Here is a 15172-nt window from a genome sequence, read left to right on the forward strand (position 1 = left end):
AGTGCTGTTTTCTATTGTTTTAACTATCAGAAAGCCTTATACTATAATAATGTGCACATATATAAATTGCACAACTTAATAAAAGCTGAAAATGGAGTTTAAATGATAGATGCAGCTCAGGAGAAAGAGAAAGGGGATACATGATGAACGAAAAACAGCGTTTAGAAAGCCAGCAAGTGCAAACAGCAAATCCTTCGGACAAAAAATCCGTAAAGGATTACAGCAAATACTTTGAAACTGTTTATACTGCACCTTCCTTAAAGGAAGCGAAAAAACGCGGTAAAGAAGAAGTGAAATATCATAAAGATTTTAACATACCAGAAGAATTTCATGGAATGGGAAAAGGCCGCAAATTCTATATCCGCACTTATGGCTGCCAAATGAATGAGCATGATACCGAAGTTATGGCTGGTATTTTCCTTGGTCTTGGCTATGAGCATACAGAATCTGTAGAAGATGCAAATGTCATTTTGCTTAATACATGTGCCATCCGTGAAAATGCCGAGAATAAAGTGTTTGGAGAACTTGGCCATCTAAAACATTTAAAAAAGGAAAATCCCGATCTTCTAATTGGTGTCTGCGGATGTATGTCACAGGAAGAATCAGTTGTTAACAAGATTCTTAAAACATATAACCAGGTAGATATGATATTTGGAACACACAACATTCACCGTCTTCCTAACATTCTTCAAGAAGCGTATATGTCGAAGGAAATGGTAATTGAAGTTTGGTCTAAAGAAGGGGATGTTATTGAGAACCTTCCAAAAGTGCGCCGCGGCAATATTAAAGCATGGGTCAACATTATGTACGGCTGTGATAAATTCTGCACATACTGCATCGTTCCTTATACACGGGGAAAAGAGCGGAGCAGACGTCCTGAGGATATCATTCAGGAAGTGCGTCAGTTAGCTGCACAGGGCTACCAGGAAATTACCCTGCTTGGGCAAAATGTAAACGCGTATGGAAAAGATTTTGAGGATATGAAATACGGTCTTGGCGATTTAATGGATGAAATGCGCAAAATCGACATTCCGCGAGTACGCTTTACAACCAGCCATCCACGAGATTTTGATGATCATTTGATTGAAGTGCTTGCCAAGGGAGGCAATCTGGTAGAGCATATTCACCTGCCAGTTCAATCTGGTTCTACAGATGTCCTGAAAATCATGGCCCGTAAATATACAAGGGAACAATACTTGGAGCTGGTTCGCAAGATTAAAGCGGCTATTCCAGAGGCTACTTTCACAACTGATATCATCGTAGGCTATCCTAATGAGACAGAAGAGCAATTTGAAGAAACAATTTCCCTGTATCGGGAGGTAGGGTTCGAAGCTGCTTATACGTTCATTTACTCACCTCGTGAAGGCACACCAGCGGCCAAAATGGTGGATAACGTGCCAATGGAAGTGAAGAAAGAACGTCTTCAGCGCCTGAACGCAGTTGTTAATGAATTATCTGCAGAAGCAATGAAAAAATATAAAGGTCAGACTGTCGAAGTTCTTGTGGAAGGGGAAAGCAAGAACAATCCTGAAATTCTTGCAGGCTACACAAGAAAGAACAAGCTCGTAAACTTTAAGGGACCGAAAACAGCGATCGGCAAAATCGTGAATGTAAAGGTAACCGATGCGAAGACTTGGTCCCTAAACGGAGAAATGGTAGAAGAACTAGATGCGGTTGAGGTGAAGCAGTAATGGCTAAATACACAAAAGATGAGATAGTAGAACGTGCGAAGGAACTGGCACGCATGATTGCAGAGACAGAAGAGGTAGATTTCTTCAAGCGTGCAGAAGCACAGATTAATGAAAACGAAAAGGTTAGTGCTACCATTACAACAATCAAAGGCTTGCAAAAACAGGCTGTCAATCTTCAGCACTATGGTAAAGCTGAAGCATTAAAGAAAACGGAAGAAAAAATTGCCCAATTGGAACAGCAGCTGGATGAAATTCCGGTTGTCCAGGAATTCAAGCAATCCCAGGTGGATGTTAATGAATTGCTGCAGATTGTGGCTAATGCGATTTCCAACACTGTAACAGACGAAGTCATTACTTCTACAGGCGGAAATCTCCTAAGCGGTGAAACGGGATCAAAAATCAGCAACAGCAGCTGTACACATTAATAAACAGAAAGCGGAACACCCTGCACCAATAAGTGCAGGGTGTTTTTTACGTTCTATATTTAAGGGAGGAATTGGTATTGGCCATGGGTTGTGGGGGGCCTTTTATTGGTTTCGCAATAATTCTACTGCCTTTAAAAATTCTTTTCTGTACTCCTGCTGTTCGATGATTGCAGCATTTAACGTTGACAGCAGGGATTGATTCAGCATTTTAGTCCCTGCATCATCAGATTTTTTGTCCAAAAAGTTGAGGAGAAAAGTATATACAAGGAGCAATGTCGAGTAATTATCCACATATGTGAGATTGATAGCCCGTCCGCCCTTTCCGCCGGCAGCATGGTTATTGATAGACGGTATTCCGGCTTCTGCAGCCATATCAATAAACTCCTTTGGAATACCCAGCTGTTTGAGGACTTCCGGATCCAAATCCAACTTTTGCATATTTTGACTTAACATGGTACTCCCTCCCTTCTTTTTGGACATTTAAGACTCTGCATAGAAAAAATTGCTTTATCTTTAATTACGCTTTATTGCTTTGCTGCTGAGTTGTAGTGTTCACAGAAATGGCTGTGGAGTCTCCTCCATTTGCAATATTGTATTGAGCTGAAAGAATTGGAATGTTGATCAGTGCAGCGTTAATAGCAAAGCCTCCACCAGAAATCGGCAATTGGCCATTTAGGTTTGTTTGAGGTAGGTTTGCTTGTGCAGCGAAAGTAAAAGCTTCCGCTTCATTGCCGCTGTCTGCTCCATTTACTGCTCCGCCGCTCGGCAATACGCCATTGTCTTTTTCGTAATCGTCATTGCATCTTGATAGCATATTTTTCACCTCCTTCAATTGATTGAAGTGGCTGTTTTCTAGATTATGAGTCTTTCTTCATCATGTCTGAAAGATCCAGATCCAGAAGTTTTTTTCCGTTTACAGAAAGTTTCACCTGTTTATAATCCTCTGATGTTTCCACAACAGGCAGCAGATTTTTTAATGCAGGAATCATATTCCCGATCCCGGAGGAATTTTTTGTGAAGAGCCCTTCTAAGTTTTTCAACGGCTTAAGAGATTCCATAAGATTTCCTTTTAACTCTTCAGACTGAATTTTTTCTAATCCTTTTGTATAGAATTCGCCCAATGTTTCAGTAAACTTGGCTGCCATTTGTTCAGCATATTGTTTTGCTTCTTCTCCTGTCAGCTCTTTGCCATTGATTGAAACTTTATAGTTGGAGTTCTCCTTGTCTGCCATTCCTGTTCACCTCCTTATCGATAGTTTATTATATTGATTCATGAGCCAAGCTGTCTCCGCAGATGGAGCAGGACAAACGTGCATTTTTCAATCACATACCTATCAGTGAGTTTTAAGGCCTTACCATAGGCAGGCACTTTCCTTATTTATATAGAGAATTCTCCTGCTGGATTTGTTCAGACCGGAACATTCGCCCGCTCCCGGCATACTATAAATCATGCCAATACTTTTGCCTAACATTCATCAAAATTATCGCACACTAGTCTAATATCCCGCATAGGATGAATTGAAAATGAATGAGGAGGGTTCGCTCGCAATGGGAGATTACAGAGAGATTATAACGAAAGCGGTCGTTGCGAAAGGACGTAAATTCACACAGTCCAATCATACGATCTGCCCGTCACACCATCCGTCAAGCATACTTGGCTGCTGGATCATAAACCATACGTACGAGGCGAAAAAAGCTGGAAAAACAGTGGAAATCTGCGGCCATTATGACATTAACGTTTGGTACTCTTTCAACAACAATACAAAAACCGAAGTTGTTACCGAACGGGTTGAGTATAAAGATGTCATTAAATTGAAGTACCGTGATCCGGACTGTTTGGATGATCATGATGTCATCGCCCGTGTTCTGCAGCAGCCGAGCTGCTGTGAAGCAGTCATTTCTCCAAACGGCAACAAAATCATCGTCACTGTGGAAAGAGAGTTCATGGTCGAGGTGATCGGCGAAACAAAAGTTTGTGTAGCTGTTTACCCAGACAAGTGCGAATGCGATGATGACGATTGGGGACTTGATGTGGATGATGAAGAATTCGAGGATTTAAATCCAGATTTCTTGGTGGGAACTGAAGAAGAATAATGACAAACTAGGAGGTTTTGCTTCCTAGTTTTTCTTTTTATATTTTCATAATGGGAGCCATATTCCAGCGAATTATCGACTGTATCTTCAGCCTTTAGTCTGAATTCATCTGCAGAGTCTTTCCTTAGAATGGAGGTATAAGATGTAAAGGGGAGAGGCAAGGATGAAAATATTTCAATTGAATTTGAAGTGCAATGATTTAGACAGGATGAAAGAATTTTATACAGATGTGCTGGAAATGGAGCTGCTGATGGAGACTGAAAGTTATTTTACGATAATGGCCGGTTCAACAAAGATTCTTTTTGAGAAAGATGCAGCAATTCCATTTTATCATGTATGTTTCCGGACTAATACTGGATACTTTGATCATATGTATCAAAAATTAGGGGCTGAAAGCGTGCTGCTGGCAAATGAGAGCGGTGAGTACAGTATGTTTTGGAAAGGAAAGCAGGCCTATTTTATCGATCCGGACGGAAATATTATGGAGATGCTGGAGCGCCCATTGGATGGTGTAAAAAAGGAGGATATCCGCTGGCATGATGTTGGGGAAGTTGGCTTGCCTGTCAAAGATGTTTCCGCAATGGCGCGGGAATTAGATCAGTATTTGTACAATGAACAGATGGATTCCAGCGAGACGTTTGCTTTTTACGGAGACAGGAAAGGGGTTTTTGTGCTTGTGAAGGAAGGGCGTAACTGGTATCCAACTGAAAGGGCTTCCGTTATTTCTCCGATTAAGATATTTGCTTCGGGACCAGAGGATGCTATGTTTCAGCATCAGGAATATCCTTACGAAGTGATCGTGAGAAAGGAGTGGGAAGGGAGCATTCCAGCTGTGCAATTTCGCATTGCACGTCCCACAAACCAGCTTGATAAACTCATTTCCTTTTATGAAAAAGGACTGGGTCTGAAAAGAGTCGGCGAGTTTCGGAATCATGAAGGCTATGATGGCATTATGATTGGTCTGCCTGATAGCCAGTACCATCTTGAATTTACTCAATCCAGGGAAATAATGGAGCTTCCGAAGCCAACAAAGGAACATCTATTAGTCTTTTATGTTGGAGACCGCCTGGAGCGGGATAACATTGCCGAAAGGCTTGCAGCTATTGGGTATTTGGAAACAGATCCGGAAAATCCATATTGGGGCAGAGGCGGAGTGACGATAGAAGATCCTGATGGATGGCCGATTGTATTGATGAATACGCCAGGAATATGAAGCTTCCGGTTTGCCGGGAGCTTTTCCAATGTTAATTAAAAAATGAATAAGCCATCGTTTTCCTAAATATGTTAAAATAGCAAAGTAGTATAATGAATAATGAAAGGTTGAGGGTTTATGTTTAAAAAGGTTGCATCTGATGTGCTGGGATTAAGCGATGTGGGAAGCGTCATCCAGCCGGCTGATTATGACAAGGTTGATGCTGACGATTATGTCCTGCACGAAGATAATGAGAAAATTTATTTCCTGATCAAGTCCAAGTCGGATGAATACTGCTTTACGAATAAAGCGCTTATTCATCTGGATGGTACAAGTGCAGTCAGCAAAAAACGAACTCTAAAGCGCTACAGCTACCGTGAATACAGCATTTCCAATGTGATGCTGGAAACAGCTGGTACAGTTGATTTAGATGTAGAAATCAAATTCGTGATCGGATCCCAGGCTTTCTCTATTGACGTACATAAAAAGCATATCGAAGAATTGAAAGATTTATATAAAGCCCTGATCCGCATTTCCGAAATCTGCCGCGAAAATGAAGTGTCGATGGAGTATGCTGAAAAAAGCCTGAATTTGGCATCAAGCACTCTTGGTCGTTCAGTGTCCAGTCAGGACGCCAATGTAGTGGATAATTTCCGTGTATTGAATGAAACAGCCTTCAATTGGCTGATGAACAGCCGCAAGAAATATAATGTGAAAGATTTCGGTTATGTGTTTGAAAAATACATCAATAACTAAGAAATACTGGCAGCTCTCCATTTGGGGAGCTGCTGTTTTTCTAAAATAAGAAGTTTTAAGTTTTGAACTTCGATAACTGTCTAGATCCAGCGCATACCCCCTCGAGGTCACAAGCCAATCCTCCCAAAAAGGCAAAGAACGCCTTTCCGTGAGGATCATCTTGTGCTTGTCGGGGGTGGGCAAGGCGCTTCCGCTTTTCTAATCGCCAAATATTGCACGTCTGAGTCAGCCGATAATCTATGATATAATGAAAAAGACGTTTTTAGAGAAAATCTCTAAAACAGGATTATAAAATAATAGATTATGGATCGTTGGAGGAAGTTATGGCAGCAGCTTACACGCCTATGATACAGCAATACTTACGGGTAAAGGCAGAATATCAGGATGCCTTTTTATTTTTTCGCCTTGGCGATTTTTACGAAATGTTTTTTGATGATGCACTTAATGCATCACAGGAGCTTGAAATCACATTAACCAGCCGCGAGGGAGGTACGGAAGAAAGGATTCCCATGTGCGGGGTGCCGTATCATTCAGCACCGGTTTATATTGAACAATTGATTGAAAAAGGATACAAAGTCGCAATCTGCGAGCAAACAGAAGATCCGAAACAGGCAAAAGGAGTTGTGAAGCGGGAAGTCGTTCAGCTTATCACACCTGGAACAATGATGGAAGGCAAAGGCCTTCAGGAAAAAGAAAACAACTATATTGCATCGATTTCGGTCTTTGAAGATGAAACCTTTGGATTTGCCACCAATGATTTATCAACAGGTGAGACGAAGGTAACGATGTTAAGCAGCGGGTTTGATGAGGTCTTGAACGAGCTGTCTATGTCAGGTGCAAAGGAAGTAGTCATCTCTTCCGACTTTGATGGAGAATGGCAGAGGAGAATGAAAGAACGCTCCGTCATGGCGATTTCATTCGAGGATGATTGCGGAGTCCGGGACTCTTTCGAGGGACTTCTGGCTGGTTTAAATCAGGACAAGCTCAGGACAACTTCTTGCAGACTGATTAATTACCTGTACCGTACGCAAAAGAGGAGCCTGGATCACCTTCAAAAGGTGGCTACTTATCAGATTAATCAATACATGAAAATCGATTATTTTTCAAAAAAGAATCTTGAGCTGACAGAAACCATCCGCAGCAAAGGGAAGAAGGGCTCACTGTTATGGCTCTTGGATGAAACGAAGACTGCCATGGGAGGACGCCTGTTAAAGCAATGGATCGACAGGCCGCTTATTGATGAACAGGAAATCAAGCGCCGCCATTCGCTGGTTGAAACGCTTATTCACTCTTTCTTTGAACGGGAAGAAATCCGGGAAAAGCTGAAGGAAGTTTATGATCTGGAACGCCTTGCAGGAAGAGTGGCATTTGGAAATGTAAATGCCCGCGACCTTGTACAGCTTAAGAAATCTCTTCAGCAGATACCTGTTTTAAAAGAAATGGTCTCAAATCTGCCGAGTGAAGAAGCAGTGAGGCTTGCTGAGCGCCTGGATGCCTGTGAAGAAGTCACTGATACTTTGGAAAGCGCGATAATGGAAAATCCGCCGCTGTCTTTGAAGGATGGAAACATCATTCAGGACGGCTATCATGAAGAGCTGGATAAATACCGTGATGCCAGCCGCAACGGGAAAACCTGGATTGCCCAGCTTGAAAAGCAGGAACGTGAAAAAACAGGCATTAAATCATTAAAAATAGGTTTTAACCGTGTGTTTGGCTATTATATTGAAGTAACCCGCGCCAATCTTCATCTATTACAGGAAGGGCAATATGAGCGCAAACAGACCCTGACCAATGCCGAAAGATTTATTACGCCTGAATTAAAGGAAAAAGAGGCACTCATACTGGAAGCGCAGGAAAAGTGCGTGGAGCTGGAGTATGAATTATTTACTAATGTCCGCGAACATGTAAAAGAATTTATTCCGAGATTGCAAAAGCTTGCGAAAACAGTAAGTGAGCTGGATGTTCTTCAGTGCTTCGCTGCTGTCAGCGAGCAGAGGCATTATATAAAGCCAAACTTTTCAAATGAAAGACGGGTTAATATTAAAGACGGCCGCCATCCAGTCGTTGAAAAAGTACTGAATGCACAGGAATATGTGCCGAATGACTGTTATATGGATGCCGACCGTGAAATGCTGCTAATTACAGGGCCGAATATGTCCGGTAAAAGTACGTATATGAGGCAAATCGCCCTAACGGCGATTTTAGCGCAAATCGGCTGCTATGTGCCTGCTTCTGAAGCCGTGCTGCCGATTTTCGACCAGGTATTTACGAGAATCGGAGCCGCCGATGACCTAATTTCCGGCCAGAGTACGTTCATGGTCGAGATGCTTGAAGCGAGAAATGCGATTGTGAATGCCACTCAAAACAGTTTGATACTATTCGATGAAATCGGGCGCGGAACATCCACCTATGATGGGATGGCATTGGCGCAGGCAATCATTGAATATATTCACAACCGGATTGGTGCGAAGACTTTATTTTCCACTCACTATCATGAATTGACGGTGCTTGAAGAAGAACTGCAAAAGGTGAAAAACATCCATGTCAGCGCAGTCGAGCAAAATGGACGGGTTGTGTTCCTTCATAAAATTAAGGAAGGAGCGGCAGATAAGAGTTACGGAATCCATGTTGCCCAGCTTGCAGAGCTTCCGAATGAACTGATTGTAAGGGCAAATGAAATATTAACGGGGCTGGAATCGAACGATCCTCATCCTGTGAAAAAAGAGAGTCCTGCCGCAGAAAAAATGGCAGAGCCTGCTGGCCAATTATCTTTTTTTGAGGAGCCTGAAAATGTGAAGAAACCTTCAATAGGCTCTAAAGAAAAAAAGATAATTGATAAAGTCAAAGCGCTCGATATCCTGGATATGACGCCAATGCAGGCATTAAATACATTATATGAATTGCACAGGAAATTGAAAAATTAGTAAACAGGGGGTGACGAGATGGGGAAAATCATTCAGCTGGATGATGCTCTTTCTAATAAAATCGCTGCCGGCGAGGTGGTGGAGCGGCCTGCATCAGTGGTAAAAGAATTAATGGAGAACTCGATTGATGCCGGTAGCACGATTATTGAAATCGAAGTGGAAGAAGCCGGCCTGGCTAAAATCCGTATCATCGATAATGGTGATGGCATTGAGGAAGATGATGTCCTGAATGCCTTTCATCGCCATGCTACCAGTAAAATTAAAGACGAAAATGACCTTTTCCGCATCCGCACTCTCGGATTCCGCGGCGAGGCATTGCCAAGTATTGCGTCTGTTTCCAGGATTGAGATGAAAACCTCAACCGGGGTTGCCGGCACACGGGTTGTCATCGAAGGCGGAAAAGTGGAAGTAATGGAAAAGGCGCCCGGCAGAAAAGGGACTGACCTGACCGTGACGGATTTATTTTTCAACACGCCGGCACGGCTTAAATATATGAAGACGATTCACACAGAGCTGGGCAATATTACAGATGTGGTTAACAGGCTGTCGCTCGCCCATCCTGAGGTCGCCATCCGCCTGATCCATAATGAGCGAAAGCTTCTGCAGACGAACGGAAACGGGGATGTCCGGCAGGTGCTTGCGGCTATTTATGGGCTCAATATTGTGAAAAAGATGGTTCGGATTGAAGCAAGCTCACTTGATTTTAAAATCAGCGGCTATGCCGCACTGCCTGAGATTACAAGGGCATCAAGAAACTATATTTCTACCATGATCAACGGCCGCTTTATCAAGAATTATTCGTTGGCCAAAGCCATTCAGGAGGGGTATCATACTCTGCTGCCAATTGGCCGCTACCCGATTGTGCTCCTGAACATTGAAATGGATCCGCTCCTTGTCGATGTGAATGTCCATCCGTCGAAAATGGAGGTACGCTTAAGCAAGGAAAATGAATTGAATGAGCTTGTATCAGGTGCCTTGAAGACAGCATTTAAAAAAGAGGAACTTATTCCTTCCGGATTTACACAGCCGAAAAGCATGAAACCTAAATCGGAACAGACTGCTCTTGATTTGGATCATCTGCCGGAGCATCGGGAGCATGTGCCTTCTTATGTGCGTGAAACAAGGGAGGAAGCTGTCCGGCAGTACCCGAATGGGAGAGTTCTGAAAAGCCCGCAAAGTCCTCCAGCTGAACTGCCAGCAGCAGAATCACCTGATGTGCAGAATACACCTTTCATGGATATTAGCACATCAGCAGAAGAAATGCCTGAAGCGGATCAGCATTTATTCCAGCCTGAAGAGCCGAGAGCTGCAGGACTGAAACAATTTTTTGCAGAGACTGCAACAGTGGAAGAGCCGTCCCGGGTGCCGCCGCTCTATCCGATCGGGCAAATGCATGGGACGTATATTTTTGCCCAAAATGACCGTGGCCTCTATATCATTGATCAGCATGCCGCGCAGGAGCGGATCAAGTACGAGTATTTCAGGGAGAAAGTAGGCCAGGTTGAAAGCGAATTGCAGGATATGCTCATACCGCTGACCTTTGAATACTCAACAGATGATTACATTAAAATTGATGAATACAAAGGCGAGCTTGAAAAAGTGGGGGTATTTCTGGAGCAATTCGGACATAACAGCTTTATTGTCCGTTCCCATCCGCAATGGCTGCCTAAAGGCGAGGAACAGGAAATCATCGAGGATATGATTGAACAGCTCTTAGCCATGAAGAGAGTCGATATTAAAAAGTTGCGTGAGGAAGCTGCCATTATGATGAGCTGTAAAGCTTCCATTAAAGCGAATCACCATCTCCGCAATGATGAAATCCAGGCGCTGCTTGATGAATTGCGGAGGTCTTCCGATCCGTTCACATGTCCGCATGGACGGCCGATCATTATTCATTACTCCACTTATGAGATGGAGAAAATGTTTAAGAGGGTAATGTAGAAAATTGGGACGCTGAACCTGAGTGGTTCGGCGTTTTTAATCTATAAACTATAATAATATTATGTAAACTAAAATAGGTTTTCGCTTAAAAGTACTATCTTTTCGCTCATAAATTTAGAAATTCGCTCATAAAGAATTCGAATCGCCGATAAAATCCAATTTTCGCTCATAAAAACGAAATACCGCTCAAAATGTCACTCTATTAAACAAAAAAAGCATCCATTCCGCAAAATGGGTGCTCTTAATCTATAACCTTATCTTACCAATGTATGCATCTTATCAATATATTTTAATGCAACCCCTGTTCCAACCGCTACTGATTCAAGTGGATTTGGAGCAAGGTGCACAGGCACTACAATTTCTTGGGATAGCCAATCCTGCATGCCATTAAGGAGAGCGCCGCCGCCGGATAAAATAACACCGCGGTCAACGATGTCACCGCTCAGTTCGGCAGGACTGTCTTCTAAAGTGGCACGGATAGCCTCCAGAATATGCAGGAGTGCTTCTCTCATTGCATCACGAATTTCATATGAAGACAATATAATTGTTTTTGGCAAACCAGTCACAAGGTCCCGGCCACGGACTTCCATTGTCATTTCTTCATGGTCGACTAATGCATAGCCTATTTCCATCTTAATTTTTTCAGCTGTTCTTTCCCCTATAAGGACATTGTATTCTTTGCGGACATGCTGAATAATGTCATCATCGAGTCTGTCACCGCCAATACGGATGGAATGGCAGGCAACAACGCCGCCAAATGAAATGATGGCGACTTCAGTTGAACCTCCGCCAATATCTACAACAACGTTCGCAACGGGCTCATCAACAGGCATGCCTGCACCTATTGCAGCTGCTACAGGTTCTTCAATAAGATGTACTTTTTTTGCCCCAGCATTTCGTACTGCGTCCTGAATAGCTCTTCTCTCTACAGAAGTAGAACCTGAAGGAGTACATACGACCACGTTAGGCTTTCTGATCGCGAATCCGACTTTTTTCGATGCTTTTCGCATAACCTGGCGAAGCATTTCAGTCGTCGTATCATAATCCGCGATAACCCCGTCTTTTAGCGGACGGATGGCAATGATACGGCCCGGTGTTTTCCCAATCATTTCTTTTGCTTCTTTACCAACAGCTAACACTTTTTTCGTTTCTGTATCAATTGCTACTACAGACGGTTCGTTTAAGATAATTCCTTTTGTTTTGCTGTATACAAGGATATTAGCAGTCCCTAAGTCAATTCCAATTTCAGATGTATTTATCATGAATTATTCACCCAATTTCAAATTTATATTGTCACGATATAACCTTCTAATAAATTAACATGATTTTGGGGGTTAGCCTTGATTTGTTATGGAATCGTTAATAAAATGTAATTTTATAAGAAAATTTTAGGAAAATTGTCGAATAGAACGGACAAAACTTGTTCATAATGCATAAATGTTCTGTTTTTGTAAAAAGAATGGTAAGATGATACCTGAAAAATTTTCCTGTCATATGGTAGGATAATAAATAGAATGGCAGTAAAGGCAGTGAACAGATGAGTGAGAAAGAAAAGCTGGCAGTGCTTATTGGCCCTACAGCAGTTGGAAAAACAAAATTAAGCATTCTGCTGGCGAAAAGATTTAATGCCGAGATCATCAGCGGAGATTCTATGCAAATATATAAAAGCATGGATATCGGCACAGCAAAAATTAAGGAAGAAGAGATGGAAGGAATTCCGCATCATCTAATCGACATCAAAAATCCTGAAGATCCCTTTTCTGCAGCTGAATTTCAGGAGCTGGTCCGAAGCAGAATCACAGAGATAACTTCAAGAGGCAAACTTCCCATGATCGTTGGAGGCACAGGATTGTATATTCAATCTGTTATTTATGATTACCAATTCTCTGATGCGCCTTCAGATGAAGAATTCAGAAAAACATTGGAGGAGCGCGACGAAAGGGAAGGGAAAGATGCCCTTTTTAAGGAGCTTTTGGCAATAGACCCTGAAAGTGCAGAAAAAATTCACCCCAATAACATTCGAAGAGTGATCAGGGCATTGGAAATTTACCATTGCACAGGGAAAACAATGTCTCAGTATCAGGAGAATCAGGATCCGGAACTTCTTTATGATACGGCACTGATTGGGTTGACCATGGATCGGGAAACCTTATATGAACGCATCAATCTCCGAGTTGAGATCATGATGAAGGAAGGCTTGCTTGAAGAGGTGAGATCACTATATGATCAGGGATTAAAGGATTGCCAGTCCATACAGGCTATCGGGTATAAAGAGCTGTATCAATACTTTAATGGACGTGTTTCTCTGGAGGATGCAGTAGGAAATCTGAAGCAAAATTCAAGAAGATATGCAAAAAGGCAGCTAACATGGTTTCGAAACAAGATGAATGTGGAATGGTTTGATATGTCCGATACAGCCGACCCTCATGAGTTTGAAAAAAAATTCGCTGAAATTTCTGCTCATATTGAAGGAAAGCTGAAAATAAAATCGAATACATAATGTTAGAGATAAAAGAGGAGGATTATAATGAAATCAGCAATCAATATTCAGGATCAGGTTCTTAACCAGCTACGCAAGGATAATACGAATTGTACCGTGTTCTTATTAAATGGATTCCAAATTAGAGGCTGTATTAAAGGCTTTGATAATTTTACTGTACTATTTGAATCAGAAGGAAAGCAGCAGCTTGTTTACAAGCATGCGATTTCAACATTCGTCCCCCAGCGCAATGTTCAGTTGGATTTAGAAAACCAGCAATAAAAGATAATAGAGTCAGCAAGAAAAGCCCGCTTTAAATGAAGCGGGCTATTTTCTTTTGCGGAGACCGATAAGAAAGACAAAAATATTTAATGAAATGGACGCCATCTGAATACATATAGGTATGGGAATTTATTGTTTCTATGTGGGCAAGCTGACTGCGGGCTCGTTTCCCTTGGCCATCATGAACGGTTTATTTACTCTTTGCCATACTGAAAGGGAGTATAGCCATAGCTGATGGAAGTTTCACCTTATTTCTCGGGAAACCGCATGAACCGACACTCCTGCATCATTGATTGCTGAAATGGACGGGAACTTGTCGTATTTTAGCCTAATAACCGTAATCTCGCGGATGCATATAGGCTTTTGTCACAACGATTACTTCTATGCGTATACTGTGCTAAGAATGTGAGGTGATAGCTTTTGGACCAGCCGATTCGCCTGAAGAATAACGGACAGATCAGCATCGTGCTCAATTCACAAAAGCGAAAAACATACACAAAAGAGCTTCCCGAATCCCAAGCGGCTCCAAAAGCCATTCCGGCTGAGCATACAGCTCTGAAAGAAATTGAAGAAGAACTTGGCGCTCTTGTGGGAATGGAAGAGATGAAGAAAATGATCAAGGAGATCTATGCCTGGATTTATGTGAATAAAAAGCGGGAAGAAGCCGGTCTCAAAGCTGGAAAGCAAGCATTGCATATGATGTTCAAAGGAAATCCCGGCACAGGTAAAACAACAGTTGCCCGATTAATAGGCAAGCTTTTTCAAAAAATGAATGTGCTGTCAAAAGGCCATCTGATTGAAGCAGAGCGGGCCGATCTTGTCGGTGAATACATTGGTCATACAGCCCAAAAGACAAGGGATTTGGTGAAAAAAGCAATAGGCGGGATCCTGTTCATCGACGAAGCATACTCTTTAGGCAGAGGCGGAGAAAAAGACTTCGGCAAGGAAGCCATTGACACCCTCGTCAAGCATATGGAAGATCGCCAGCATGAATTTATTTTGATTCTGGCGGGCTACTCAAGAGAAATGAATCATTTCCTGACACTGAATCCAGGTCTTCATTCCCGATTCCCCCTGGTTGTTGACTTTCCTGACTACTCGATTGAACAGCTGATGGAAATCGGGGAGCGGATGCTGAAGGAACGGGAGTATACCTTAAGCCACGAATCCGAAAGAAAGCTAAGGGAACACTTACACTATGTAAAAAATAATCTCAGCCCGAACAGCTTTTCGAACGGGCGCTACATCCGAAATATTATAGAAAAATCAATCCGGACTCAGGCCATGCGCCTGTTAATGCAAAACAGCTATGACAAACATGATCTGATGACCATCAGAAGCAATGATTTGGTGTTTGAAGAAGCTGATTAAGGGGATATTGTAAAAAA

General features: G+C 42.4%; 14 protein-coding genes and 1 pseudogene. 11 read left to right on the forward strand and 4 right to left on the reverse strand.

Annotation, left to right across the window (positions count from 1 at the left end; all coding sequences use genetic code 11):
- Positions 1-140 precede the first annotated feature (140 nt).
- Both miaB and ACXAD1_RS08245 read left to right on the forward strand, forming a co-directional pair.
- Positions 141-1691: a tRNA (N6-isopentenyl adenosine(37)-C2)-methylthiotransferase MiaB gene (miaB, locus tag ACXAD1_RS08240; protein ID WP_474909804.1), complete on the forward strand. Its 1551-nt coding sequence runs from the start codon at positions 141-143 to the stop codon at positions 1689-1691.
- Positions 1691-2116, forward strand: coding sequence for a YlbF/YmcA family competence regulator (locus ACXAD1_RS08245; RefSeq protein ID WP_206836597.1), 426 nt, complete (start codon positions 1691-1693; stop codon positions 2114-2116). Before miaB ends, ACXAD1_RS08245 begins: the two co-directional genes overlap by 1 nt.
- A gap of 102 nt (positions 2117-2218) precedes the next feature.
- Here the strand turns inward: ACXAD1_RS08245 and ACXAD1_RS08250 are convergent, their stop codons facing one another.
- The 3 genes from ACXAD1_RS08250 to ACXAD1_RS08260 form a co-directional block, all read right to left on the reverse strand.
- A complete protein-coding gene (locus ACXAD1_RS08250) occupies positions 2219-2569 on the reverse strand; it encodes a hypothetical protein (RefSeq protein ID WP_009330660.1) in 351 nt (116 codons plus the stop codon).
- Between the two features lie 64 nt (positions 2570-2633).
- Positions 2634-2930: a hypothetical protein gene (locus tag ACXAD1_RS08255; RefSeq protein ID WP_206836600.1), complete on the reverse strand. Its 297-nt coding sequence runs from the start codon at positions 2928-2930 to the stop codon at positions 2634-2636.
- A gap of 43 nt (positions 2931-2973) precedes the next feature.
- Complete coding sequence (locus ACXAD1_RS08260) at positions 2974-3348, reverse strand: hypothetical protein (protein WP_206836603.1); 375 nt, start codon at positions 3346-3348, stop codon at positions 2974-2976.
- A 316-nt stretch (positions 3349-3664) separates the two neighbouring features.
- On the opposite strand from ACXAD1_RS08260, the gene ACXAD1_RS08265 reads away from it, so the two are divergent.
- The 6 genes and pseudogenes from ACXAD1_RS08265 (at position 3665) to mutL (ending at position 11023) form a co-directional block, all read left to right on the forward strand.
- The gene (locus tag ACXAD1_RS08265) at positions 3665-4210 is read left to right on the forward strand and encodes an outer spore coat protein CotE (protein WP_206836605.1); all 546 of its coding nucleotides are present in this window, start codon (positions 3665-3667) and stop codon (positions 4208-4210) included.
- Between the two features lie 163 nt (positions 4211-4373).
- Positions 4374-4685 (forward strand): annotated as a pseudogene (locus ACXAD1_RS08270) (VOC family protein); the annotation flags it as partial.
- A gap of 288 nt (positions 4686-4973) precedes the next feature.
- Positions 4974-5423, forward strand: a complete 450-nt coding sequence (locus ACXAD1_RS08275; RefSeq protein WP_370222759.1) for a VOC family protein — start codon at positions 4974-4976, stop codon at positions 5421-5423.
- Between the two features lie 117 nt (positions 5424-5540).
- Positions 5541-6158, forward strand: a complete 618-nt coding sequence (locus tag ACXAD1_RS08280; protein ID WP_113882021.1) for a PH domain-containing protein — start codon at positions 5541-5543, stop codon at positions 6156-6158.
- A gap of 323 nt (positions 6159-6481) precedes the next feature.
- Positions 6482-9082, forward strand: coding sequence for a DNA mismatch repair protein MutS (gene mutS / locus ACXAD1_RS08285; protein WP_206836611.1), 2601 nt, complete (start codon positions 6482-6484; stop codon positions 9080-9082).
- A gap of 18 nt (positions 9083-9100) precedes the next feature.
- Complete coding sequence (mutL, locus tag ACXAD1_RS08290) at positions 9101-11023, forward strand: DNA mismatch repair endonuclease MutL (protein WP_370222709.1); 1923 nt, start codon at positions 9101-9103, stop codon at positions 11021-11023.
- Positions 11024-11277: 254 nt separating this feature from the next.
- On the opposite strand, the gene mreBH is transcribed toward mutL, so the two are convergent.
- Positions 11278-12285 (reverse strand): rod-share determining protein MreBH, encoded by a 1008-nt coding sequence (mreBH, locus tag ACXAD1_RS08295; RefSeq protein WP_206836618.1) that lies wholly within the window; start codon positions 12283-12285, stop codon positions 11278-11280.
- 275 nt (positions 12286-12560) lie between these two features.
- Here mreBH and miaA point away from each other — a divergent pair, with 275 nt between their 5' ends.
- The 3 genes from miaA to spoVK all read left to right on the forward strand — a co-directional run bounded on the left by miaA (position 12561) and on the right by spoVK (position 15155).
- Positions 12561-13523: a tRNA (adenosine(37)-N6)-dimethylallyltransferase MiaA gene (gene miaA, locus ACXAD1_RS08300; RefSeq protein ID WP_206836619.1), complete on the forward strand. Its 963-nt coding sequence runs from the start codon at positions 12561-12563 to the stop codon at positions 13521-13523.
- Between the two features lie 27 nt (positions 13524-13550).
- Positions 13551-13784 (forward strand): RNA chaperone Hfq, encoded by a 234-nt coding sequence (gene hfq, locus ACXAD1_RS08305; RefSeq protein ID WP_035330690.1) that lies wholly within the window; start codon positions 13551-13553, stop codon positions 13782-13784.
- A gap of 420 nt (positions 13785-14204) precedes the next feature.
- A complete protein-coding gene (gene spoVK, locus ACXAD1_RS08310; RefSeq protein WP_206836624.1) occupies positions 14205-15155 on the forward strand; it encodes a stage V sporulation protein K in 951 nt (316 codons plus the stop codon).
- Positions 15156-15172: the final 17 nt, after the last annotated feature.

The sequence above is a fragment of the Cytobacillus sp. ABV4_503 genome (assembly GCF_056158445.1).

Coding starts and splice junctions, on each gene's coding strand:
- miaA (WP_206836619.1), top strand. CDS start 12,561: ATGAGTGAGAAAGAAAAGCTGGCAGTGCTTATTGGCCCTACAGCAGTT.
- ACXAD1_RS08245 (WP_206836597.1), top strand. CDS start 1,691: ATGGCTAAATACACAAAAGATGAGATAGTAGAACGTGCGAAGGAACTG.
- mutL (WP_370222709.1), top strand. CDS start 9,101: ATGGGGAAAATCATTCAGCTGGATGATGCTCTTTCTAATAAAATCGCT.
- ACXAD1_RS08250 (WP_009330660.1), bottom strand. CDS start 2,569: ATGTTAAGTCAAAATATGCAAAAGTTGGATTTGGATCCGGAAGTCCTC.
- ACXAD1_RS08275 (WP_370222759.1), top strand. CDS start 4,974: ATGTTTCAGCATCAGGAATATCCTTACGAAGTGATCGTGAGAAAGGAG.
- miaB (WP_474909804.1), top strand. CDS start 141: ATGATGAACGAAAAACAGCGTTTAGAAAGCCAGCAAGTGCAAACAGCA.
- mreBH (WP_206836618.1), bottom strand. CDS start 12,285: ATGATAAATACATCTGAAATTGGAATTGACTTAGGGACTGCTAATATC.
- ACXAD1_RS08265 (WP_206836605.1), top strand. CDS start 3,665: ATGGGAGATTACAGAGAGATTATAACGAAAGCGGTCGTTGCGAAAGGA.
- hfq (WP_035330690.1), top strand. CDS start 13,551: ATGAAATCAGCAATCAATATTCAGGATCAGGTTCTTAACCAGCTACGC.
- ACXAD1_RS08280 (WP_113882021.1), top strand. CDS start 5,541: ATGTTTAAAAAGGTTGCATCTGATGTGCTGGGATTAAGCGATGTGGGA.
- ACXAD1_RS08255 (WP_206836600.1), bottom strand. CDS start 2,930: ATGCTATCAAGATGCAATGACGATTACGAAAAAGACAATGGCGTATTG.
- ACXAD1_RS08260 (WP_206836603.1), bottom strand. CDS start 3,348: ATGGCAGACAAGGAGAACTCCAACTATAAAGTTTCAATCAATGGCAAA.
- mutS (WP_206836611.1), top strand. CDS start 6,482: ATGGCAGCAGCTTACACGCCTATGATACAGCAATACTTACGGGTAAAG.